The following is a 22,168-nucleotide window of genomic DNA, read 5'->3' as shown; positions in this document are numbered from 1 at the left end:
ACGCCAAATGAAAAAACAGACAACGCGATATATCATCATTGCCATGAGTAGCCTTATGGCAATCACCAGCTGCAGTAAATTAATTGATATTGCACCGGTTGAAAACAATACCTCCGATAAATTCTATTCGAACGAAATTGAAGTGAAGCAGGCCACCCTGGGCATTTATGCCCGGCTGGGCCGCAATGGCACCAACACCGATTTCGCCACCGATTATTTCTGGCTGGCCTCCGAAAACCGGTCCGATCTGTTGTACATCGCTTCAGAAACCTCGGCCCAGAATGATCAGCTGGACCTTCGCAAGTTCCTCACCACGCCTACTTCAGGCACGGTATCCTCTATCTTTGCCCGATTGTACCAGCTCATCAAGGAAGCGAATAACCTGCTGTATTATACGCAGGAAGATCAGTACACCCGCTATCGCGCAGAAGCCAGGTTTTTGCGGGCCTATGCTTATTCAGAACTGGCAAGATCATTTGGTCCCGTAGCGCTCATTACCAAACCCATCGAGAATGATGAAGCCGTTAAACTGCCCCGCACGCCGGTAGCAGACATTTATGCGCAGGTCATCGACGACCTGCAATATGCGGCTGCCAACCTGGATAAAGTATATACCGGCGCCGATGCCGGCCGCGTAGGCAGCCTGGCCGCCAATGCCCTGCTGGGCCAGGTGTATATGACCATGGCCGGTTTTCCCCTCAACGACAATACCGCCAATGCCAAGGCAGAAACGGTGCTCGCCGGCATTATCACAGATGTAAAGACCCGATTTTCTCCCGTATACGCCAACCTGTTTACCCTCGCCAATGAAAATAAATACGACCTGTTCTCCATCCAGTTTGCTTCCGGCGGACTGAACATTGGTTCCAGCCTGGCCGGCTATTGTACCAGTTCCGCTTCTTCCGGTACGCCGTTTCCTGAATGGATGTATTCTTCCTACACTACCCAGGGGCAGGACGTACGGGTAGACAGCTTATTGGTGCAGGACATGAAAGCGACCAAAGACCTGCGTTTTGCGGCAAGTATTGATACCGGTTACTGGAATGCGTTGAGCACCGTGCCAACCCGCAGTTTTATTCTGAAGAACATTATTACCAAATTCCTGGAAAAAGATAACACCAATACCAACATAAAGGCCTGGAACGATCAGCCCCGGAACTTCCCGATCCTGCGCGACGCGGATGTATACCTGCTGTATGCCGAAGCCCTGATTGCCGATGGCAAGGCAGGCGACGCCAAACAATATGTAGATGCCATCCGCACCCGGGCAGGCCAGCCGGTACTGGCGGCGGCCCCCACGCTGGACGATATCAAACACGAGCGGAAGTATGAGTTTATTGGCGAAGGCAAACGCTATTTCGACCTCGTACGCTGGGGTGAAACCAGTGCCGTGAATACGCTCAGCGACTTTGCGAAATATTATCATAGTAAACTGAACGGCCAGCTGCCTACCAAAAAAGACCTGTTGTTACCGATTCCTCAAAACGAAATGAAGACACGCTCGAATTGGGATCAGAATTTTGGGTATTAGTTAGAAGTTAACCAGTTGACGAGTTGATCAGGAATGCAGGTTGATAGCGTTGACGAAGTTGACAGGTTAACAAGGAATAAAATCTAAAAAGGGCATAACTGCTAAAAACAGGTTTGCCCTTTTTTTGGCCGCGCAGAAGCCTTTGCCCTTTGCCTTTTGCCCTTTGCCCACTGCCTACTGCCTCCTATGTAAAGAGTTTCGCTGCATCCAACAGCAGAAAGGGGCTTAACATTGAAGGCTGATATGTTTGTGTTTGTTCATAAATCATATTTTGACTTCAAAATGTCTTAATTTATCACAGCCGGTCAATCTCCTATAAGCAGTCGGCCCAGCCGCCGCTGCAAGTTTTTATTAATCCTTAAAAGTAAATAGTATAAAGCTGCAGACTTTCAAGTGGCAGTATGTTCCAACTGCAGGCAGTAGGAAGCAGTCTTTATACTTTTGTGTTTTTACCTTTCTGTGATACTTTACATACTTGAAAAGAACTTTTTAATTTTGGTTTGTCAGCCTAAGAGGAAGCAGGCTCTGCCGGAGGACAACCTGCCAGCAATAAGGCTGATACTTATACGGTAATTATGAGCAGTCAATCACGGGCTGCTCATTTTTAATTATTACCGGTAAGTTACATGGCTTAAAAAACTCATATTAAACATTTTACCTGTTTTAAGCTAGCATTCCTTTTTGATACTCCACCCCGGTTACCATCACGGTTCGTAGCCTCCTGAGTAATTTTCGGGCAATGTGAATGATTGCATATGTGCCGGTCATGCGTTTAGTCAGTGCCTGATAACACTCCAACAGGGCCGGATCTTTGCGTATGGCCTGCCAGGCGGATTCAATCAATGCCGTGCGTAATCTTTTATGCCGTCTTGAGGTAATGCCACGGTCCCGGTCGGTTTCTCCGCTACTGCTTTTATCAGGGCAAAAACCTACAAAACTATTGAGCCGGTCAAACCCCTTAAATCGGTTTATGTCGCCTATTTCCAGTAAGAACAACATCGCCGTTGTTGGGCCGATACCAGGAACACTGGTTGCCAGACGTGCCGCTGAACTGTATTTGCCCTTTCTGAGCTGACGCAGTTGCGTTTCCACTTTCAGCAGTAATTGTCGCAATAATCTGATCTGTTCCAGCATCAGCAATAGCGTATCTCCAAAGTCATCTTTTAACGCCTGCTCCTGCACCCACCTCAAAAAACAATTGCTCCAGTTGTTCTTGGCATAGGCCGCCGGTATTTCAATACCCTGGAATTTCAATAAGCTTTTCAGTCGGTTTTTACTTCGATTGATATCACTGACCACACTTGAGCGGTAACGTATTAAGTTCCTTTCTTTTTGAAGCGATTCATCCGGTATATTAATCCCTTTTATATTCCTAGATTCAAGGTCTCGGGCCAGCTTCAAGGCATCTACCGGATCGGTCTTACGCTTTCTTTCTTTGTCTGTGGTTGACACGTCTGCCGCATTCACCACTATACAATCCATTCCAGCTACGCTTAATCTTCTTTGCAAATTGAATCCCCACGCACAACTTTCGTACACACATTTAAAACAAGCACCAGGATAATGACTATGCAAATGCTTTATTAATGCATCACTGTCGGCTGCCATTCGATGGTTGCCCAGACAAATCCCATTATACACTTTGGCTACCTGATAGTCTTTCTGATGGACATCTATTCCCACACAAATCGTTTTACCGCTATAATCTATTATGTTTCTACCTTTGACTCGGGTTTCGGATGCGGCTGAAGCATGCTGTTTCATAAAATTTAATTTTTATGTTGTAAATAATCAGCAAAGTTCTTCATTGCAGCCGATTTTCGGACTGCTGCTGCTCCGAAACCCTTTTACATAAAGACTTTCACCTCTGCCTTCTGCCCTGTATTTCATCATCACATTAGCAAATTATCTCATTAGCAAATTTTTTCTCCCCCTGCCCAACCCTTCTTTTAGTGGCGCGGTACTACCGTTACAAAACCACCAAAAATGAAAAGAGTATTACTCGCAACCGCGTTCACAATTGTTTTATTTTCATGCCAGAAATCGAAGGACGACAAACCGCAGCCAGCGCAGAAAGACTATGAGGGAAAGTATAAAATAACCAAACTGGTTTTTCAGTCAACCGGCAATCCCGACCAGGACCTGCTGGCCTCGCTGCCCGATTGCACCCAGGACGATTTGTTGGTTCTTGCGGCCGATTCGGTCTTCAAAACAGAAGATGCAGGCGTAGCGTGCGGCGACAGTCCGACCGACCCGACTGTATGGTTTGTTAAAGAAAACAAAATAACCATCGACGGCGTACAAAGCAGCATTGTTTCATTCAATAACCATACGCTGGTACTGTCTACGCCGATGGAATTACTCGGGGTAAAAGGTAATATACTCGAAACCCTTGAAAGGCAATAAATGAAACTATTATTATTAAGCCTACTGTTAACGCTGTACGCCCTGCCCCTGTTTGCACAAAAAGAGCAGGCGGCAGCGGACCTGGCCTTGCAACCCTATAAGATCTCCAGTGTAGACATTCCGTTCAAACGAAAACTGCATTTTGCGGGATATAAAACCCATCATTTTCGCCGTAATATTGCCTCCTGGTTTTCGTTCGGTACATTGAATATTGCCAACCAGATCCTGAAAATAGATGGCGTGCCTTTGTACAAGAAAAGCAAACACCGGTCGGTTGATATTTTTTCGTTTGCAATGAAAACCGATGCCGGTATTGTAAGCCATACAGAGTGCCGGGCGGTGCTGCGCAAAAATGAAACCTTCAGTATCTTCCGGCAAAAGGATTCATCATTCTTCAAAATTAAGAATGCAGATTACCTCGATGCACGCATCAGAACAGACAATGACACCTCGCATATCTGGTACGTGGCAGCGGCTAACCTGAATGGCAGTGAAGCCGCCGAACAGCAGGGCCTGCTCAGGTGTGGCGACTCCACCATTTACTTTGTAAAAACCATGCTGATGCTGCGCGATCAGCCGGTAAGCAGGAATGAACCCCAAAGCCTGTTCACTTCGCTCAACCACGTTTATTTGTTTACGTATAACAACGAAGCCATTGCGGCGGTAAGTTTTAAATTGAGTGACAAGTTGTTTTGGTGCCGCGACGATCTGGACAGTAATTTAAAAACAATTGTAGCCAGCGCCGCCAGCCTGTTGTGTATGCGAAATGATCTGTATTATTAAATGTATCCCGAAATGAAACAACTAATAATAATTATAACCCTTACTACCGGGTATGCTTCCTGCAAAAGCATCAGCATGAATGTGGGCATCCCCGACAAGTTTGCCGCCAATGCCACCCAAATGAAGATCACGGGTTTGCATGGCATGCGCATAAAACGACACCTGGCGTTTGGTAATTACCAGGTGTCGAATGTAAAAACCGGCTGGGTGTTTTCTACCGGCGGGCCCGATCGCAATTCCCGCATTACTACCGAAGAAAGACTGTTAAAGGTGTTTAGCCTGTTGCACGAAAACATAACCGAACGCAGCAGGAACAAATACCAGTATACCATCCAGGACGGAGATGGAGTGGCCGAAGTATATTGTATGGAGAAAACAACCAAAGAATCGGTTACAACAGAAACCCCTTATGGTACATTTGGTAAAACAAAAGACTACCAGTATTCTTTTTCCGCCGCCATTTTACCGCAAACAATAAAAGACGAGCCCTGGCAGCTGGTGTTTTACAACAGTTACGACAGCAGGAACGACACGGCCCATAAATTCTGGGACCACCCGTATATTGCGCATGAAGGCTATGTTACCAATGGTACTATTAAGATCAACATCCGCCCCATTATTACCGACAAAGTGATCACCAATGAAGGCAGGGAAGTAAAAACCCTGACCAAATTGTTAATGGCCTATGAGCTGAATATTGACGGCGGCGTTATTGGGATAATAGATGTATTCAAAGACAATATCTGGATCTATAACGACCTCGACAAAGACATGAAACTGGTAGTAGCCGCGATTTCATCGGCGATCCTGATGAGAAAACTGGATGAAAGCAAGGCAGCATAAGTGAACGAACCGCAAACAGACATATCGTTACTGATTGAAGGGTGTAAAAGAAATGAACGTAAAGCGCAGGAAGCGTTGTACCGGCATTTTTATCCCTTTGCGGCTGCTATTGCCCTCCGTTATGTAAAAAGCAACGATGATATGGCCGATGTAGTGAGCCTCGCCTTCATCAAGTTGTTTAAAGCCCTGACCACATTCGATACCAAACGCGGCACCTTTCATGCCTGGTTTAAAACCATTGTGATCCACGAAGCGCTCGATCATTTAAAAGCGCAGTCAAAATTTACCAGTAACCAGGAGGTGGCCGATGCCGAAGAAATCTCCGTAGACAATACCGCCCTCGACCGCATGTCAACAGGCGAGATCATGCACATGATCCAAAAGCTGCCGCCCGCCACCCATGCCGTTTTTGTGTTGTATGTAATGGAAGGCTACAACCATAGAGAGATAGCACAGCAATTAAATATTAGTGAAGGAACCAGTAAATGGCATTTAAGCGAAGCCAGAAAATCGCTGAAACAACAAATAGAACAAAACAAAACGTGAACCTGTTACCCACATACGAGGAACTGATAGCAGAAAGACTGGAGGGTATAACCATACCCGACATGGCTGATGCCACCTGGGTGCGCATTGAAACCGCGCTCGATGTGGAACTGCCGGTGAACGAACCACCGGCCACTCCGGCTAATCCTTTCTTTAACAATCCTACCGTATGGCTGATAAGCGCCGGCATTTTAGCCATCATTATTTCCATTTTTCTTTTATTGAGAAACTGGGACACGGCCCCCAAACTCCCCAGAGACCTGCCCAAACGTTCGGCGCCCGCTGTACAACCAGATACCACCTTGCAGCAGGACTACAAACCTCCGCCTGACAAACCCAGGCCTGCACCCAGGAAAACCATCACACCCGTAATTGAAAAACCAGTTGCGGATACCCTCTTGCATACGCCAATTATTAATAAAGTACCAACAGATACTTTACTAAAAATCCCACCGGTGATCACCGCGCCACCGCCGGGAACAACAAAGCCGGTAATAGAGGTAAAACCCCGTAAAAAATATGGGATTGAAGTGTCGGATTCCGATTATAAGTTCAATGTAAAGCCGAAGAGCTAACATTAGTTATTTCCCCAGCTGATGACAAAAATGTCCTTTAATTTTTCAGCAAGGTCCCTGATAGTGGAGGGTTTTGCGAGAAAATGAGAAGCGCCTAACCGGCGGGCTTCTTTTTGAAGTTCTACATGTTGTGAGGTACTGCAAATAATGATCGGGATGGTGGCATAGCCGGGTATCCTGCGTATGGATTGCAGGCAATGATCGCCGCTTAACTTGGGCATATTCCAGTCAATAAACAACATATCCGGGGGATTAAAAGCTGCATCTGAAAGGGCAGCCAGCGCCTTTTCACTGTCCTGGTAATACGTTAATTCAAAGTTGTGGGGAAGGCTGCTTAGCGCTACATTAAAAATATACCCATCGTCCTCATCATCATCGATCAGGAAAATACGATTTGGATAACTCATGAAACAAATTAAATGATAGAAAAAATACGATTAAGGCCAACCACAAGTCTTACCAAAGTAACAAACGTTTGCAAATCAAATACCAAACAACCGGTAGTATTAAACCCGTATTAAAAATACCCAATAGGTAGACTATAGGAATGAAATAAACATACTTACTTACCCCGGTAACTGAATATTCTGCATTCCATACATAAAATCTTTTAGTGAAAATGGCGATCAGGGTCAATAAATTGTGGAAATACCGCCATTTACGTATTAAATGTCTCACCAACAATACAATGAAATTCAAAGTTGTTCGTTAACTTTGCGGCGATTGCTGGCCCATTATTTTTATAATTTATAATAATGGCAAACAGAACAACGAAAGAAACTGACGTAATACTGATAGGAGCCGGGATAATGAGCGCAACGCTGGCAATGCTACTCAAACAGTTAAATCCTTCTATAAGAATTGAAATTGTAGAACGACTGGACAGTGCAGCCGCCGAAAGTTCCGATGCATGGAATAATGCCGGAACAGGCCACTCCGCATTTTGCGAATTAAATTACACCCCTGAAAAAGAAGACGGCTCGATCGACATCTCGAAAGCCATAAAAATTGCGGAATCCTTCGAGGTTTCCAAACAATTCTGGGCTTACCTGGTAGCCAACCAGGTGATCGAGCTGCCTGATTCATTTATCAAGCCTATTCCCCACATGAGTTTTGTATGGGGCGAAAAGAATGTGAGCTACCTGCGCAAACGCTACGAAACAATGCAAACCTGTCATTTGTTTGAGGGCATGCAATATTCCGAAGACCACGACCTCATCAAAGAATGGGTACCGTTGGTTATGGAAGGCAGAAAAGCCGACGAACACGTTGCTGCTACCAAAATGGACCTTGGTACAGACGTAAATTTTGGTACGCTCACAAGAAATTTGTTTGCGGCATTGAGCGCCATGGAAAATGTGAACCTGCATTTTAAACACGGCGTTACCAACCTGAAAAAGAAAAATAATAAATGGCATGTGAAAGTGCTGCACGAAGTAAACAACGACCTGCACACGCTGGTGGCGCCGTTTGTATTTATCGGTGCAGGCGGTGGTTCGTTACCTTTATTATTAAAATCAAAAATACCGGAGTCCAAAGGTTTTGGCGGTTTTCCTGTTAGCGGACAATGGCTGCGTTGCACCAATGAAGAGGTTATTGAGCAACACGCCGCTAAGGTGTATGGCGCAGCAGCAGTAGGCTCCCCCCCTATGTCGGTTCCTCACCTCGATACCAGGTGGATAAAAGGCAAAAGAGAATTGTTGTTCGGACCTTATGCCGGTTTCACCACCAAGTTTTTGAAAAGTGGTTCCTGGCTCGATCTGATCAAATCGATCAAGTTCAGCAATATCAAGGCTATGATCTTTGCAGGTGTGCGCAATATGCCCCTGACCAAATACCTGATTGACCAGGTACGGTTAACGCCTGATGCACGACTGGAAGCCCTGCGGGAATATTATCCCAATGCGCGTAAAGAAGACTGGGAACTGGCCGTAGCCGGTTACCGCGTGCAGGTGATCAAAAAACATGAGGAAGAAGGCGGCATCCTGGAGTTTGGAACGGAAGTAGTGAGTGCAGCCGATGGAAGTATTGCAGCCCTGCTGGGGGCATCACCCGGCGCCTCTACCGCGGTCTCGATCATGATTGACCTGGTAAAAAAATGTTTCCCTGAGCAGGCAAAGAGCGCAGAATGGCAGAAAAAGTTAAAAGAAATGATCCCTTCTTACGGCAAGCCATTGAATAAAGATGAAGCGCTTACGCTCCATGTTCGTGAATTCACCGGTGAAGTGCTGGGTTTACAGCAGCTGCATCATTAAATAAATGCAAATGTGATAATGCTTGCCCGCTGAAGCTTTAGAGAAGGCGGGTGATAATGAAATACAGTTAAAAAAGGGGCAAACTGATTAAAACAGTTGCCCCTTTTAAATTTTATGGATAAGAAATAATTGGATCCGCAGCGGCAGAGATACAGCCCTGACAAGCTATTTTCATTCTTTGGGAATATACCATCCTGATGATATGTCATCGATCATCCTCACCTCTCTTCACCGCACATTGAACCATAAAGACATTCAGCTTAGCGAACAAATTGACAGTTATAAAGCATATTGGGATCCCATTATCAACTGCGAGAAAAAGCAGCAAGCACAAGCTGTTACTAACTACAACAGGTTTAAAACCGGTGACCTACCCTGACCAACTGTGCAATGTGGCAAACGACGTAAAAATCATTCACAGCTTAAAAGAACAACAGTTCAGACAAAAAGCAAAACTGAGAAGCAAAAAAGAAATTTTGTACCAGGCTGACTTAATACTTCGTCTTGACTGGGCCTGCGTTAATGCAAAACTCAAAAACGAATCGGCGCCGGGCAATCTTGACAGCGGCGTTGTTTTTGAAAGACATCACTCGCTGAACTGGCTCATCAATTACCTGAACCAGGATTGGGACCATGTAAGGGAAGATACCTAACCCGAAGAAAGCAGGCCGCCATCCAGATTTTTCACGCACTGATCAAAATAATTTTTAAGTTTACCTCTTCTATTTAAACCTAATCTTTATTAATGAAAAAGATAATCTTTATCCTTTCCTTATTGACTGGCATAAACATTACGCATGCTCAGTTACCAGACAGCTGCACATTTTTGCTCCATAAGTTTGCACAGAATATTGGTAAGGAAACATATACCGTATCGAGAAATGGCGATCTGGTTACATATACAATTGATTTTAAATTTGTGGACAGGGGAACACCGGTTCCTTTAAAAGCCAAAATGCAGTTAACGACAGCATTTGAGCCGGTTGCCTTTACAATAAATGGCAAAACATCCAGATCTTCCAGCATAAATGACTCAGTAGTTATTCATCAAAATAAAGCCGAAATAAAAGTTGACAATTCAATAACAAGTCAATCGTTACCCGCCGTAAGATTTCCAATAGCAGGTTACTCCCCCGGCACCACGCAAATGTTGTTATTACAATACTGGAAAAAACATCATCAGCCCGCTACGGTGAATACATTGCCATCAGGCACCGTGCAAATTAAAAAAGACGGAACCGATACCCTTGTCTTTAACAATAAGTCTGTAATGCTTGAACGCTATGTGATCAGCGGGCTGGTATGGGGCAATGAATTTTTATGGACAGATGCGAACGGACAATTATTTTGTTTAATTACCAATGATGCGGAAGGTGATAAGCTGGAAATGATGCTGGAGCCCTATGAATCCTGGTTACCCGAACTGATTAATAAAGCAGCCGCACATGGCATGCGTTTATTTACCGCAAACGCAAAACCATCCTATGAAAAGCATGACGTGATTGCCATAACCGGTGGCGACATATTAGATGTGGAGAATAATCAATCCATCAGCAATGGGGTTGTTTTGATTAAAAACGGGAGAATAACAAAGGTGGGTGCTGCAAACAATATAGCAATTCCTGCAGGCGCTTATGTAATTAATGCAAAAGGCAAAACAGTTTTGCCGGGTTTATGGGATATGCATGCCCATTTTGAACAGGCAGAATGGGGCCCCGCCTACCTGGCTGCCGGTGTAACCACCGTAAGAGACTGCGGCAATGAGTTTGAATATATCAACGCCGTACAACAAGCGATCGATAAGGGTAATGGCATCGGTCCTCATATAATAAAAGCAGGTATTGTTGATGGCAGCGGCCAGTATGCACTGGGCGTGATCCGGGCAAACACAAAGGAAGAAGCCATAAAAGTTGTACAGCGATATAAAGAAAATGGGTTTCAGCAAATAAAAATATACAGCTCAGTTAAACCTGAGATCATAAAAGAAATAAGCACGGAAGCGCACCGGTTGGGCTTACCGGTAACCGGTCATATCCCCATTGGAGTGACCCTGCAACAGGGAATCGATTCTGGCATGGACCAGGTGAATCATATTAGTTTTGTCAATGCTGCACTAAAGAAAAACAAGGAGGGTTTAATAGATTTTTCCGATACCGCAAATGTGGCTGTTTTCAACTTTCTGAAGGCGCACCATGTAGTGATAGACCCAACACTAGGCGTATATGAAATGATGTTCCGTTCACTAAAAGACAGCATCACCAAACTGGAACCGGCATTTGCCTCGTTACCACAGCCCTTAAAGCCATTATTCATCAACACAGGCGTTGCAACCGATTCTCTGGCTGAACGAGGCCGTTTGTTCATGAAGAATTTTAAACAGATCGTATCTCATTTATACGCCGACAGCATTACTATTGTTGCGGGAACAGATATGGGCTTTCCTGGTTTTAGTGTGTACAGGGAAATGGAATTGTATGTGGAATGCGGGTTAACACCCATACAGGCCTTACAAACGGCTACCATTGTGCCTGCCAGGGTAATGAAAATGGAAAATATGTCCGGGTCGATCGCCCCCGGTAAAAATGCAGACATCATCATAACAGATGGCAATCCCTTGCAAAACATCAGCAATGTAAGAAAAGTAGTTACCGTAATAAAAGATGGGAATATATATAACCCTGGCCGGTTACATCACATTGCAGGATTTCAATAGAAATAATTTAACATGTACATACAGGAAATATCAATAGAAATAAAAACAACGGCCAATAAAAACGTGCTTGTAGACGAGTTTCAATTGCTCATGTCCTTCTATCGTGGCAGCGGGCAAACACAAGGGAAAATAGAATCACAATATATAGCTGAAAACAAAATTGTCAGCCTTCCTTATACGCTTGAAAAAAACTCACTAGCCAGGAAATACAACAACTTTTATGTAAACAATCAGATCCAAAAACTGGAAGAGCTTTGTAAATCGACATTACAGTTTAGGACAGTGGGTAAATATTCCAATAGCTATAAAACCCCGTGCACCTGTAAAAAGTCTGATTTTTTTATACTTACTACAAACTATGTTTCGATTGATTCACCACTAACCTGCGGAACATGTAATAAGTCTGTTCCACTATACAGGCTGCCGGTTTATTACGATTATGGGTACATGCCTATATTAAGCTGGGAAACCAATTACATTTCCTGTGACAGTTTACAAATGAACTGTGAAGTGGGTGAACGTTGGGCATTAAACCAAATGCAGGATCTGAAATCACCATTATCCAAACAAGGATTTAAAATTTGCAAAAAGATCGGGGAACTGACTTCCATCCCCACCTATTATTTCTTATACAATTACACTAAATTCAAAGGCGATAATTTGTCAAGGTCCTGCCCGGGTTGCAATAAAAAATGGGGGTTAAAAAAAAGACTTCATGATCGTTATGACTTCAAATGTGACAGATGCAAAATAGTATCGGAGATTTCTAATAAAACCTGAAACAGAATTATTTTCCTTAAATATCGGCTTGGCTAACGACCACCAAAGAAACAGAGTGTTTAATGCTATCTATTTAGACCAGTATACCAATAGCATGAAAACAGTTGAATTCAGAAGAAAATGGGATCCTGTAAAACAATTCAATAAAGACTCACTGCTGTTGCCGGAATATAATATGACTAACATAAATGATAGCACGCTTTATGGAGCATATTTGCGATGGTCCTCCATACTTTCTATAAACAGGGTTCAACCACATAATATTGCATTCATGAGTTTTGAACAAAAAAAGTTTCAGACTGGATACAGGCAAAACCTTAAAAGACATGATTTTAGGCTGCCCTGTGAAGAGGTTTAAACCAGGGAAAATGGTGACTTTTCGTACAAAAATGCAGTGAAAAGCATAATTTTAAGAACTGCGAAAACTGTAGGATGCAGACATGAAGAACATGCGCAACGAACGGAATAGTATCGTATATAGTAAGTATTCTCTTTGTAATTACTAATCAACTTTGAGATGAAAATAAAATTTATTTTATCAAGCATCTATTCATATTTCTTCAATTACGATATTTTCATTTCTTATACCCGATCTAATGGTAAGGCATATGCACGCAAACTGTATGAACACCTTACAAGCCTGGACTATACATGTTTTATTGATAATAAGGAAGCTCCGCCAGGAGGCTCTTTAGATGGCGTTTTAATGTCCGCACTTAAAGCTAGCAAAACACTTGTGTTAATAGGCACAGAGATAGCCTTGGATAGGAAGTACGTTCAACTTGAATTCAAAGAATTTGCCAAAACATCGCGGCCTATAATTCCCATAAATATCAATAATGCATTTACGCATGAGCGACTGGAATCTGAGCCATGGAAAATTATTAAAGAGCGGGATTTGATTTGGCTGGACGAAACAGCGAGCGCCGTAACAAATGGCTTGCCTTCTCCTGAAGTGTATGAAGGAATACAAAATTTTTATGCATTTACTAAGAGAAACGTTATCAGGAGAAGATGGGTTACAGTTACCTCACTCACCATTCTAATAACATCCATTTTCGCTTTTTTCCAAACAATGGATGCCAGAGCGCAAAAGAAAGTAGTCTTAGCGCAAACAGAAACCTTGAAAGCCAGAAGCGATTCATTACAAAAATCCAATGAAAGATTAATTGTTGAACAAAAATCTCTGGAGGCGAAAACAAAAGAAGCCTTCGAGAACGCAGCAAAGGCAAAAGAGCAGGAAACGCTGGCACTGGAAAATGCGGAGCAAGCCAAGAAACAGCAACTACTCGCTGAGGAAAGAATTAAAATTGCTGAAGCCGAGGAGTTGGCTATGAACGCAAACGCACAACTCAATGAGGATCCGGAACTAAGTATATTACTGGCACGCGAAGCCGTCAAAGTAACTCCATTACCCCTCGCGATTGCAGAAGACGTATTGCGAAGATCGCTCAAAGAATCCCATGTTCGTACCACTTTGAGATGGAAAAAAGAGATGGTATTGCGTGGTCTTTTTAGCCCTACTGGAAAACAGGTATTAACTATAAGCAGTGATACCGCTCGCATATGGGAAACTCAAACTGGCAAGGCGATTTCTAGACACCCAGGAACAGCTCTTTGTTTAAATGGTGGTATATTTAGCAGAAATGGCCGGTTGATTGCTACCCGTAATGAACAGGGAAATATAGATATATGGGAAGCCGAAACAGGGCGAACTGTATCTGAAATAAAAAAGGATTTTTTTGAACGATTAACTTATGCTGTTTTTAGCCCTGATGGTTCACTTGTAGCGACAGGAGGAAAGGAAACAAAGCTTTGGAATCCTTTAACCGGGAAAAAAGTATTAACACTTCAAACACCCAATGGTAATACATCGTATTTATGTTTCAGCCCGGACAATAAATATTTATTTGCAAGTTATGAATTTATCGATGATGGATGCATTTGGGAAATCGCATCTGGAAAAGTAATAACTGAATTAAAAACAGACAATCAGATATCTGGTGCAGAATTTAGCCCCGATGGCAAGTTTGTACTTACATTTTCTAACCCGTCGTTAAATGTAAAAGTTTGGAATCCCTTAACAGGAAAACTGGTATCCGTTTTAAAGGGTCAGCACGATTGGATTACCAGCGCATCTTTTAGTCCCGATAGTAAATCTGTCATCGCATCTAGTGAAGATGGCACTGCCAAAATCTGGAATATAAGTACAGGTGAGGTAATTGCGTCAATGCTTGGTCATACCGCCGGTGTTACTGATGCTCTTTTTAGCCATGACGGAAAATTAGTTGTAACTACAAGTAAAGATGGAACAACTTGTTTATGGGAAAAAGCAGGTAGACTAATAACTAAGTATCATGGACATGGGGGGCCTGTTAATAAAGCGGAATTCAGCCCCGATGATCATTCAATAATTACTTCAAGCGCAGATGGAACATCAAAAATTTGGGAAGTCCTGGATGAAAAAGCAAATATATTATTACCTACAACCGGGTCGGTATTCAATATCGATTTTAGCCCTGACAACCGTTTTGTTGCCACGGCCGATGAAGACAATAAAGCCTGTGTATGGGAAATAGCTTCCCAAAAAATTGTTTCTGAGTTCATTCATAAAGGCTCAGTAAAGAGTGTAGAATATAGTGCTAATGGAAAAATTTTACTTACGACAGATGACAACAGAAGCGGGCCTTCTTCCTGGTATATTTGGGATGTACAAAAAAATAAATTGCTTACGAAAGGGCACCTTAACCCAAATGGCAAACTAGCGTTGAGCCCGGATAACAAGGGTGTACTGATTGCTGACACAGCGCTGACCATAATTGATATAGCAACAGGTCAGCAGAAAATGCAAAGAAGAATATCCGATGCCATAAAGGATATCTCGTTTAGCCCTGATGGGAAATATTTTGTTACAACATCCGGAACTACCGCAAAATTATGGTCATCTTCAAATGGAACGCTGGTTTCAACATTAAGAGGAAATACATTTAATTTAAATGATAATTCATATCGGTGGAATATTCATGCCCGCTTTAGCTCCAACAGTCGATATATCATAACTTCAGGGACGGACAATACAGCTCGTGTCTGGATCACCGGATCGGAGAAACCTGTTATGGTTATACGAGGCGATAATGGAATATTAACTGATGCTGATTTTAGCCCTGACAATCGTTTGATTGCCACATCTGACGACGATGGTACGGCGAGAATCCGGGATCTTCTTACTTCCAAAATTTTGGTACAGATAAAGGCCCATAAAAATAGCATTGACCGCGTAACTTTCAGCAGGGATGGAAGATTTATTGCCACAAGCAGTTACTGGGATGGAACAACTGGAATATGGAGTACCTCTACAGGGAGCAGTGTTGAAAAGTTAAACGGATTAATTCGTGGTAAGGCCTTTGCGCCGGATGGGAAATTTATTGCTACAGTAGGAGACATTGCTAAATTAACCAGGTGTGAATCCTGTCTCACATGTAAGGAATTGTTAGAAATTGCCAATCGCCGCGTAACCAGGACCTTGACAGCCGATGAGCGTAAACAATATTTGAGAAAATAACGAAGCAATTGGTAATGCACTTTCAATACATTTCAGGGCATCTGCAAGAGGTGTAAGGGATATTAATTTCTTCTTATTCAGATTACAGAAAATTTATGCTTGACAACCAAATCCCTCAACAATTTGACTTGATCCTTACCAATTGATCTCAAAAAAAATTATCCATAAAAAAGCCTCCCGTTTACCGGAAGGCTTTCTAAAGTAAGTGCCCAGGACTGGATTCGAACCAGCACACCCTTGCGAGCGCTGCGACCTGAACACAGTGCGTCTACCAATTTCGCCACCTGGGCATTCAGATCTTTATTTTTTGTTAAGAGCTTTTTCGTTTCGGGTTGCAAAGATAATCGTAATTCTGAATTGACCAAAAAATAGAGAAAAAATTCTCAGAAAAAATTGACTATCAGTTATGCTACCTTTAGCAACCCGAAAGTATGACAGCCACTCAAACAATAAAAGAACTTTCCAAAATACCTGGCGTAGGCAAATCCATCGCCGCCGACCTGCTTAATATCGGTATCAGAAGCATCGACGATCTGAAAGGGAAAGACCCACTATTATTGTACGACCGCTCTAACCAGTTCGCAGGCTGCGTGCAGGACAGGTGCCTGTTGTACGTTTTCCGGTGCGCCGTTTATTTTGCGGAAACGCCTGCAAACGACCAGGACCGCGAGAAACTGAAATGGTGGAACTGGAAAGACAGCAATTCTCAATAACCAACTCCTCCGGCATTATGCTATCTTAGCTTCAAACCATTACCATGGCTACATCGCTGGCTCAAAAACTAAAAATAAAGGAAGGCTTCTCCCTGCGCACCATCAACGCACCGGCCGATTTTAAAAAGGAGCTCGATCCCCTCCCCGATGATGTGTCCATTTCCGCTACCGCAAAGAACTTTCAGCAAATTCACTGGTTCATCCTCAATAAAGCCCAGCTCGATAAAGAGCTGCCCAAAGTAATGCCCCAGGTAACGGCCGACGTGCTTTGCTGGTGTTACTATCCTAAGGGCACCTCTTCCCTGCAAACCGACCTTACCCGCGACAAAGGATGGGAAAACCTGTTGAAGCAGCCAAATGTCCACTGGATCACGTTGGTTTCTTTTAACGAAACCTGGTCGGCATTTGCCTTTCGGCTGAAAACGGAAACCGATAAAAAGAAAGCCGCCAAACCAACTGAACGGCCTATCCTCGATTACGTAGATCCGCAAAAAAAGACAGTTCGCCTGCCCGATGACCTGCAGGCAGTGCTCTCGAAAAACAAAAAAGCCGGTACTTACTTTGAATCGCTTCCCTACTCCCACAAAAAAGAATATGTGGAATGGATAATTACCGCCAAACGCGCTGAAACCCGTGAGAAACGAGTTGCCGACACCCTCGACAGGTTATTGAAGGGCTGGAAGAATCCTGGAAATGTGTAAGCAATCCGCATGTAAAAACCAGCCTGGTTAAAGGGTTAACTTGTCAACCTATCAACCTACCTCAATTCCACCCGTTTACCGGTACTGGCCGCCTTGTAAATAGCATCGATGATTCTGAGATCGCGCATGGCCTCTTCGCCATCAACCGGTACAATAGGCTGTTTGCCATCCAGGATAATACCGGCCATCTCATCCATTTGCACCGTTTGATGCGTGATATGCGGTTGCGTTAATTCGCCTTTGCTGGTACGTCCTTTAATAGGTCCGTAACCGGTAGCTGGCCATAATTCGGCATAACCTTTCTCGGCATTTAAAAAGAAACGATCGAGGTTATTCATATTATACGTACTTAAGCAGGATGCTACTGCCCCACCGGGAAAACCCAGTTGAAACTGAATGGTCTCATCTACCCCCGGTTTAAATTTCTGGGTATTGGTTTTGGTTTCCTCCGCTGTTACCCAAATGGGTTCTTCCCCGATCATATAACGCGCACCATTAATGGAGTAAATGCCGATGTCCATCATTGAACCGCCGCCGGCCAGTGCTTTGTTCAACCGCCATTGTGTGGGATCGCCAATGGTAAAACCACTCAGCCCCTGGAAGAACAGGACCTTGCCCAGTTCGCCATCTTTACGCATCCGGATGATCTCGAGGGTCTTGGGTTCAAAATGCATGCGATAGCCCACCAGCAGTTTTACATTGGCCTTTTTACAGGCGTCTACCATCTCCTGCCCTTCTTTTGCATTCAATGCCATTGGCTTTTCACAAATAACATGCTTACCCGCTTTGGCGGCGCGAATCACATTATCGTGGTGCAGTCCGTTAGGCGTAGTCACATACACCACATCTATGTCGGGGTTGCTTTTTATCGCATCGAAGGTTTCGTAGTTGTAACAGTTTTTTTCAGGAATATTATACTTTGTTTGCCAGTTGGTGATCTTGGCGGGTGTACCGCTCACCACTCCTACCAGGCGGGCCCGTTTACAATCTTTCATGGCCTCCGCCACGCGGGTGCCATAACTGCCAAGGCCCATAATTGCCACTCGTAAAGGCGGACCATCATCAATTTTTGCATCGGCATATTCTATAGCGGAAATGGCTTCTGCCGACAGCAAGGGAAACGTAATTACCGATGCCGCCAGCTTTTGCAGAAAGTTTCGACGGGAATTCATACAGGCAAGTTTTATTTAAATTTAAGTAACAATGCGTTAATTCAATGTGCTAATATGATAAAGGACAAATGCCCGGTAATTCGGGTTAGAAGGGCCGCCCTGAAGGCATTAGCCAATTAGCATATTATCACATTAGCTAATTGGTTTTCCGCCCATCCTTAAAATGGTACATTTTCATAACCTGTAGCGAATTGCATTTCTCTTAGATTGCCACAGCGATAGCCTCGTTGCTCGTTTTCCTTAAATTACCGCTGCTATACTTTAACAGGGGCAAAAAAAGGAGAATTGGTAGAATTGAGATATGAACCCGAGCAAACTGCTTTTGCTAATCTGTTTTGCAGTCACATGTTTCACTACAACCGCCATGAGTCAAACCACCGATACAACGGTGGCAAGGAGATCCTATACTACCCAGCACATACAAGGCAATATTCTGTTAGATGGCATCCCCAGCGAAGATGCCTGGAATTCGGTTGCCTGGACGGGTGACTTTACCCAATGGCAGCCCAACGAAGGCAAAGCGCCCCACCAGCCTACCGAGTTCAAGATCCTGTACGACGAAAAATACCTGTACATCGCCTACCACTGTATTGATAAATATCCCGATTCAATTATAAAATGGATGGACCGCCGCGACCAGTTTCCCGGCGATTGGGTGGAGATAAATATCGACAGTTACCACGACCAGCGTACCGCTTTTTCATTCACCCTATCGGTCTCGGGCGTCCGTGGCGATGAGTTTGTATCCAATAACGGTAACAACTGGGATGCCAACTGGAACCCCATCTGGTTTTCAAAAACCCATATTGATAAAACCGGTTGGACGGCTGAAGTAAAGATCCCGTTCAGCCAGCTCCGTTATGGCAATGAGGTAGACAAGACCTGGGGCATCCAGGTTACGCGGCGTATTTTTCGCAAGGAAGAAAGATCGTGCTGGCAATACATTCCGCAGAACTCCGGCGTTTGGGTAAGCCGTTTTGGCGAACTGAAGGGGTTGAAAAATATTCCCATGCACCGCCAGGTAGAAATTGCCCCGTATGTAACCGTACAGGCCGATAAATACAAAAAGGAAGAAGGCAACCCGTTTGCCAAAGGGTTCGACAGGAAATTAACCGGCGGGGTCGATGGCAAGTACGCCGTTACCAACGACCTTATTCTCGACTTTACCGTAAACCCCGATTTCGGGCAGGTGGAAGCCGATCCCTCCCAGGTACGTATCGACGGTTTTCAGAATTTCTTTGAAGAACGCCGGCCCTTCTTTATGGAAAGCCGGAATATTTTCGATTACCAGTTAACCGGTTCCGAAGCGGGGGGCGATTACGATTCAGACCTGCTTTTTTATTCACGGCGTATCGGCAGTTCACCGCATTACACGCCCGATATAAACGATAATGAATACCTGAAAATGCCTCAGAATACCTCCATCCTGGGCGCCGCCAAATTCAGCGGCAAAACCCGCAAAGGCTGGAGCATTGGTGTACTGGAAAGCATTACCCAAAAAGAAACGGCTACCATCGATGACAATGGGGAGAAAAGAAAAGTGCTGGTAGAACCGCTGACCAGCTATTTTGTGGGCAGGCTGCAAAAGGATATCAATGGCGGCAAAACCATTTTTGGCGGCATCATAACCGCTGTTAACCGCGATGGCGGATTGAACGATCTGTTACATCGCCAGGCCTATTCCGGCGGGCTCGATTTCTTTCATACCTGGAAGAACCGTACCTGGTACATTCGCGGCAATATGATCTTTAGTGAAGTACAGGGCACACAGGCTGCTATCACCAATACGCAAACCGCCTTTGAACACCTGTTTCAACGCATCGATGCGCGTAACCTGGCGGTAGACAGCAACCGCACCTCATTAACCGGAACAGGCGGCACCTTTCGTTTTGGAAAAATAGGTGGTAAATCGGGCAGGCATGGCCGGCTGTTTAAATTTGAAACCGGTGTTACCCTGCGTTCGCCCGAACTGGAGTTGAACGATATTGGTTTTATGCTCACCGCCAATGAGATCAACCATTTTACCTGGGCAGGTTTTCACTGGCCAAAATCGTTCCTGTTCTTTCGCTGGGCCCGGTTGAATTATAACCATTGGTCGAAGTGGGATTACAGCGGCAAATTCATGAACCAGTCCTTTAACTTTAACTCACATGCTTCCTTTAAAAATAACTGGCAGATAGGTACCGGCGCCACCACCGCTGTATACGATGTTTCAAACAACGCGTTACGCGGTACAACAGCCATCCGCAACCCGGGTAATATTTCACATAATGCCTATGTAAATACCGACTACCGGAAAAAAATCTACGCGTACCTGAGCATCTACAACCAATGGGGATTTGGCAATACCACCCGGTACAATGGCGTGGATCTTACGCTCTATTTTCAGCCCATGAATTCGCTGCGGCTTAGTTTGGCCGGCAGCTATTCCTACAACTGGCGCCGCCAGGACCAGTTTGTGGACAACGTTACTTACAACAACACTACCCGCACCATTGTAAGTGAAGTAAAACAACACACCCTGCGATTTACCGCGCGGTTAACGTATAACATTACGCCCGACCTTACCATACAATACTACGGGCAACCTTATTTGAACCGGCCGGTGTACAATCATTTTGCCTACGTATCAAATCCTATGGCAAAAAACTACAACGACCGTTTTCATCCGTTTAATAATGGCGAAGTAAAAGAAGTGAATGGTGTTTACCAGGTAGATGAGCAAAAGGATGGTATTGTGGATTACACCTTCGATAAACCAGATTTCAACTTTGTGCAGTTCCGCTCCAACTTTGTAATGCGCTGGGAATACAAACGCGGTTCAGAGCTTTACGTGGTGTGGTCGCAAAGCAATACGCCCGACGCCGATGCCGATCTGGACAACAATGTAGGCATCTCAAAAAGTTTATGGACGAACGCGTTTGATCACAATGCCGCCAGAAATATATTTCTGGTAAAGTGGACCTATCGTTTTTTGAAATAACAGCTGAACGCTAAACGCCGAACGCCTAACGCTGGTTGCACCCTGCGTTAGGCATTCTTTTTTCATGGCTACACCTGGAATTACTAAGCAACAGCTATTCTTGTAAGATCAACGTTCCTTTCCTGTTGCAACTTTCTTCTTTTCTGATAGAACATATACGCCACCGCCAATAAAGCCAAAGGAATAATATTAAACACCCAGTCAGGTTTACCAGCCATGAAGATAGAATAAGTGGCGCCGATCAGGTCAAATGTGAAGCCTGCATAGGCCCATTCTTTTAACCGGTGAAATCCCGGGGTAAGAATGGCCACCACACCTAAGAACTTAGCTATGCCAATAAAAGGGATAAAGTATACCGGATACCCCAGGTCTTCATGCATGCCTTTGATGGCAACCGGATGACTTATAATATCAGGTATAGCCGAACCCAGCATCAGGAAAGCCAATAAACCGGTAAACACCCAGTAGAAAATGTTAGTCTTTTTCATAACAATGTGATTTAGTAGTTGAGTATTTGTTTTTTGTTTTTGTTGATTTGTTGAAACAAAGCTAGAATCAAAAAACAGCATCAACGGGGTGTATTACGGACAATTTAAGGGGCTGTT

The 22,168-nt window shown here is 44.2% G+C and carries 19 protein-coding genes and 1 tRNA gene; 15 read left to right on the top strand and 5 right to left on the bottom strand.

Going from position 1 to position 22,168, the window contains the following annotated elements:
* Positions 1 to 7: 7 nt before the first annotated feature.
* Positions 8 to 1,531: a RagB/SusD family nutrient uptake outer membrane protein gene (locus tag NIAKO_RS09005; RefSeq protein ID WP_014218106.1), complete on the top strand. Its 1,524-nt coding sequence runs from the start codon at positions 8 to 10 to the stop codon at positions 1,529 to 1,531.
* A gap of 663 nt (positions 1,532 to 2,194) precedes the next feature.
* Here the strand turns inward: NIAKO_RS09005 and NIAKO_RS09000 are convergent.
* The gene (locus NIAKO_RS09000; protein WP_014218105.1) at positions 2,195 to 3,295 is read right to left on the bottom strand and encodes an IS110 family RNA-guided transposase; all 1,101 of its coding nucleotides are present in this window, start codon (positions 3,293 to 3,295) and stop codon (positions 2,195 to 2,197) included.
* 222 nt (positions 3,296 to 3,517) lie between these two features.
* Here NIAKO_RS09000 and NIAKO_RS08995 point away from each other — a divergent pair, with 222 nt between their 5' ends.
* Genes NIAKO_RS08995 through NIAKO_RS36550 form a run of 5 tightly spaced genes read left to right on the top strand, consistent with a single transcriptional unit; the run spans position 3,518 to position 6,684 of the window.
* Positions 3,518 to 3,937 (top strand): lipocalin-like domain-containing protein, encoded by a 420-nt coding sequence (locus NIAKO_RS08995; RefSeq protein WP_014218104.1) that lies wholly within the window; start codon positions 3,518 to 3,520, stop codon positions 3,935 to 3,937.
* Complete coding sequence (locus NIAKO_RS08990; RefSeq protein WP_014218103.1) at positions 3,938 to 4,720, top strand: hypothetical protein; 783 nt, start codon at positions 3,938 to 3,940, stop codon at positions 4,718 to 4,720.
* 12 nt (positions 4,721 to 4,732) lie between these two features.
* The gene (locus tag NIAKO_RS08985) at positions 4,733 to 5,563 is read left to right on the top strand and encodes a hypothetical protein (RefSeq protein WP_014218102.1); all 831 of its coding nucleotides are present in this window, start codon (positions 4,733 to 4,735) and stop codon (positions 5,561 to 5,563) included.
* Complete coding sequence (locus NIAKO_RS08980) at positions 5,564 to 6,109, top strand: RNA polymerase sigma factor (protein ID WP_014218101.1); 546 nt, start codon at positions 5,564 to 5,566, stop codon at positions 6,107 to 6,109.
* Entirely contained in the window at positions 6,106 to 6,684 is a 579-nt protein-coding gene (locus NIAKO_RS36550; RefSeq protein WP_049815489.1) for a hypothetical protein, read from the top strand. The genes NIAKO_RS08980 and NIAKO_RS36550 overlap by 4 nt, the downstream gene beginning before the upstream one ends.
* 2 nt (positions 6,685 to 6,686) lie before the next feature.
* Here the strand turns inward: NIAKO_RS36550 and NIAKO_RS08975 are convergent, their stop codons facing one another.
* Positions 6,687 to 7,091 (bottom strand): response regulator, encoded by a 405-nt coding sequence (locus tag NIAKO_RS08975; RefSeq protein WP_014218099.1) that lies wholly within the window; start codon positions 7,089 to 7,091, stop codon positions 6,687 to 6,689.
* A 348-nt stretch (positions 7,092 to 7,439) separates the two neighbouring features.
* On the opposite strand from NIAKO_RS08975, the gene NIAKO_RS08970 reads away from it, so the two are divergent.
* From NIAKO_RS08970 to NIAKO_RS08945, 6 genes are all read left to right on the top strand, one after another.
* A complete protein-coding gene (locus tag NIAKO_RS08970) occupies positions 7,440 to 8,939 on the top strand; it encodes a malate:quinone oxidoreductase (RefSeq protein ID WP_014218098.1) in 1,500 nt (499 codons plus the stop codon).
* A gap of 109 nt (positions 8,940 to 9,048) precedes the next feature.
* Positions 9,049 to 9,318, top strand: coding sequence for a DUF6794 domain-containing protein (locus NIAKO_RS39100; protein WP_317043765.1), 270 nt, complete (start codon positions 9,049 to 9,051; stop codon positions 9,316 to 9,318).
* Positions 9,319 to 9,331: 13 nt separating this feature from the next.
* Positions 9,332 to 9,592: a DUF4272 domain-containing protein gene (locus tag NIAKO_RS39095; RefSeq protein ID WP_207622432.1), complete on the top strand. Its 261-nt coding sequence runs from the start codon at positions 9,332 to 9,334 to the stop codon at positions 9,590 to 9,592.
* A gap of 92 nt (positions 9,593 to 9,684) precedes the next feature.
* Complete coding sequence (locus NIAKO_RS08960; protein ID WP_014218097.1) at positions 9,685 to 11,652, top strand: amidohydrolase family protein; 1,968 nt, start codon at positions 9,685 to 9,687, stop codon at positions 11,650 to 11,652.
* A 12-nt stretch (positions 11,653 to 11,664) separates the two neighbouring features.
* Positions 11,665 to 12,432 carry a Zn-ribbon-containing protein gene (locus NIAKO_RS08955; RefSeq protein WP_014218096.1) on the top strand — a complete coding sequence of 256 codons (768 nt, stop codon included), beginning with the start codon at positions 11,665 to 11,667 and terminating at the stop codon, positions 12,430 to 12,432.
* A 517-nt stretch (positions 12,433 to 12,949) separates the two neighbouring features.
* A complete protein-coding gene (locus NIAKO_RS08945; protein ID WP_014218094.1) occupies positions 12,950 to 15,994 on the top strand; it encodes a cytochrome D1 domain-containing protein in 3,045 nt (1,014 codons plus the stop codon).
* Between the two features lie 206 nt (positions 15,995 to 16,200).
* Here the strand turns inward: NIAKO_RS08945 and NIAKO_RS08940 are convergent.
* A tRNA-Leu gene (locus NIAKO_RS08940) sits at positions 16,201 to 16,284 on the bottom strand.
* Positions 16,285 to 16,425: 141 nt separating this feature from the next.
* Here NIAKO_RS08940 and NIAKO_RS08935 point away from each other — a divergent pair.
* Complete coding sequence (locus NIAKO_RS08935; RefSeq protein WP_014218093.1) at positions 16,426 to 16,707, top strand: helix-hairpin-helix domain-containing protein; 282 nt, start codon at positions 16,426 to 16,428, stop codon at positions 16,705 to 16,707.
* A 44-nt stretch (positions 16,708 to 16,751) separates the two neighbouring features.
* Positions 16,752 to 17,408: a YdeI/OmpD-associated family protein gene (locus tag NIAKO_RS36545; protein ID WP_014218092.1), complete on the top strand. Its 657-nt coding sequence runs from the start codon at positions 16,752 to 16,754 to the stop codon at positions 17,406 to 17,408.
* Between the two features lie 56 nt (positions 17,409 to 17,464).
* On the opposite strand, the gene NIAKO_RS08925 is transcribed toward NIAKO_RS36545, so the two are convergent.
* Complete coding sequence (locus NIAKO_RS08925; protein ID WP_014218091.1) at positions 17,465 to 18,580, bottom strand: Gfo/Idh/MocA family protein; 1,116 nt, start codon at positions 18,578 to 18,580, stop codon at positions 17,465 to 17,467.
* 364 nt (positions 18,581 to 18,944) lie between these two features.
* On the opposite strand from NIAKO_RS08925, the gene NIAKO_RS08920 reads away from it, so the two are divergent.
* On the top strand, positions 18,945 to 21,563 hold the full coding sequence (locus NIAKO_RS08920; protein WP_207622431.1) for a DUF5916 domain-containing protein: 2,619 nt from the start codon (positions 18,945 to 18,947) through the stop codon (positions 21,561 to 21,563).
* Between the two features lie 83 nt (positions 21,564 to 21,646).
* Here NIAKO_RS08920 and NIAKO_RS08915 read toward each other — a convergent pair whose 3' ends face one another.
* On the bottom strand, positions 21,647 to 22,051 hold the full coding sequence (locus NIAKO_RS08915; RefSeq protein WP_014218089.1) for a DoxX family protein: 405 nt from the start codon (positions 22,049 to 22,051) through the stop codon (positions 21,647 to 21,649).
* Positions 22,052 to 22,168: the final 117 nt, after the last annotated feature.

Origin of the sequence: Niastella koreensis GR20-10, assembly GCF_000246855.1 — a bacterium.
GTDB lineage: Bacteria > Bacteroidota > Bacteroidia > Chitinophagales > Chitinophagaceae > Niastella > Niastella koreensis.
The sequence above is the reverse complement of the archived record's forward strand: the minus strand, read 5'-3'. Positions and strand labels throughout refer to the sequence as shown.

What these genes read in the sequence shown, in the direction of transcription:
- NIAKO_RS09005 (WP_014218106.1), top strand. Translation starts at nt 8, where the DNA reads ATGAAAAAACAGACAACGCGATATATCATCATTGCCATGAGTAGCCTT.
- NIAKO_RS09000 (WP_014218105.1), bottom strand. Translation starts at nt 3,295, where the DNA reads ATGAAACAGCATGCTTCAGCCGCATCCGAAACCCGAGTCAAAGGTAGA.
- NIAKO_RS08995 (WP_014218104.1), top strand. Translation starts at nt 3,518, where the DNA reads ATGAAAAGAGTATTACTCGCAACCGCGTTCACAATTGTTTTATTTTCA.
- NIAKO_RS08990 (WP_014218103.1), top strand. Translation starts at nt 3,938, where the DNA reads ATGAAACTATTATTATTAAGCCTACTGTTAACGCTGTACGCCCTGCCC.
- NIAKO_RS08985 (WP_014218102.1), top strand. Translation starts at nt 4,733, where the DNA reads ATGAAACAACTAATAATAATTATAACCCTTACTACCGGGTATGCTTCC.
- NIAKO_RS08975 (WP_014218099.1), bottom strand. Translation starts at nt 7,091, where the DNA reads ATGAGTTATCCAAATCGTATTTTCCTGATCGATGATGATGAGGACGAT.
- NIAKO_RS08970 (WP_014218098.1), top strand. Translation starts at nt 7,440, where the DNA reads ATGGCAAACAGAACAACGAAAGAAACTGACGTAATACTGATAGGAGCC.
- NIAKO_RS08960 (WP_014218097.1), top strand. Translation starts at nt 9,685, where the DNA reads ATGAAAAAGATAATCTTTATCCTTTCCTTATTGACTGGCATAAACATT.
- NIAKO_RS08955 (WP_014218096.1), top strand. Translation starts at nt 11,665, where the DNA reads ATGTACATACAGGAAATATCAATAGAAATAAAAACAACGGCCAATAAA.
- NIAKO_RS08945 (WP_014218094.1), top strand. Translation starts at nt 12,950, where the DNA reads ATGAAAATAAAATTTATTTTATCAAGCATCTATTCATATTTCTTCAAT.
- NIAKO_RS08935 (WP_014218093.1), top strand. Translation starts at nt 16,426, where the DNA reads ATGACAGCCACTCAAACAATAAAAGAACTTTCCAAAATACCTGGCGTA.
- NIAKO_RS36545 (WP_014218092.1), top strand. Translation starts at nt 16,752, where the DNA reads ATGGCTACATCGCTGGCTCAAAAACTAAAAATAAAGGAAGGCTTCTCC.
- NIAKO_RS08925 (WP_014218091.1), bottom strand. Translation starts at nt 18,580, where the DNA reads ATGAATTCCCGTCGAAACTTTCTGCAAAAGCTGGCGGCATCGGTAATT.
- NIAKO_RS08920 (WP_207622431.1), top strand. Translation starts at nt 18,945, where the DNA reads ATGAGTCAAACCACCGATACAACGGTGGCAAGGAGATCCTATACTACC.
- NIAKO_RS08915 (WP_014218089.1), bottom strand. Translation starts at nt 22,051, where the DNA reads ATGAAAAAGACTAACATTTTCTACTGGGTGTTTACCGGTTTATTGGCT.